Annotated in this window: 1 rRNA gene; it reads left to right on the top strand. The window is 54.2% G+C overall.

The window, feature by feature from the left end:
- Positions 1-408 (top strand): 16S ribosomal RNA (locus tag ACF8EG_RS11365); the annotation flags it as partial.

Below are 408 nucleotides of genomic sequence, written 5' to 3'. Positions count from 1 at the left end.
GGACCTTCGGGCCTCTCGCGTCAGGATATGCCTAGGTGGGATTAGCTAGTTGGTGAGGTAAGGGCTCACCAAGGCGACGATCCCTAGCTGGTCTGAGAGGATGATCAGCCACACTGGAACTGAGACACGGTCCAGACTCCTACGGGAGGCAGCAGTGGGGAATATTGCACAATGGGCGCAAGCCTGATGCAGCCATGCCGCGTGTGTGAAGAAGGCCTTCGGGTTGTAAAGCACTTTCAGTCGTGAGGAAGGTAGTGTAGTTAATAGCTGCATTATTTGACGTTAGCGACAGAAGAAGCACCGGCTAACTCCGTGCCAGCAGCCGCGGTAATACGGAGGGTGCGAGCGTTAATCGGAATTACTGGGCGTAAAGCGCATGCAGGTGGTTTGTTAAGTCAGATGTGAAAG

Source organism: Vibrio sp. YQ_11 (genome assembly GCF_043103065.1).
Taxonomy (GTDB): Bacteria; Pseudomonadota; Gammaproteobacteria; order Enterobacterales; family Vibrionaceae; genus Vibrio; species Vibrio parahaemolyticus.
Note: the sequence above shows the minus strand (reverse complement) of the source record. Positions and strands in the feature narration are given on the sequence as shown.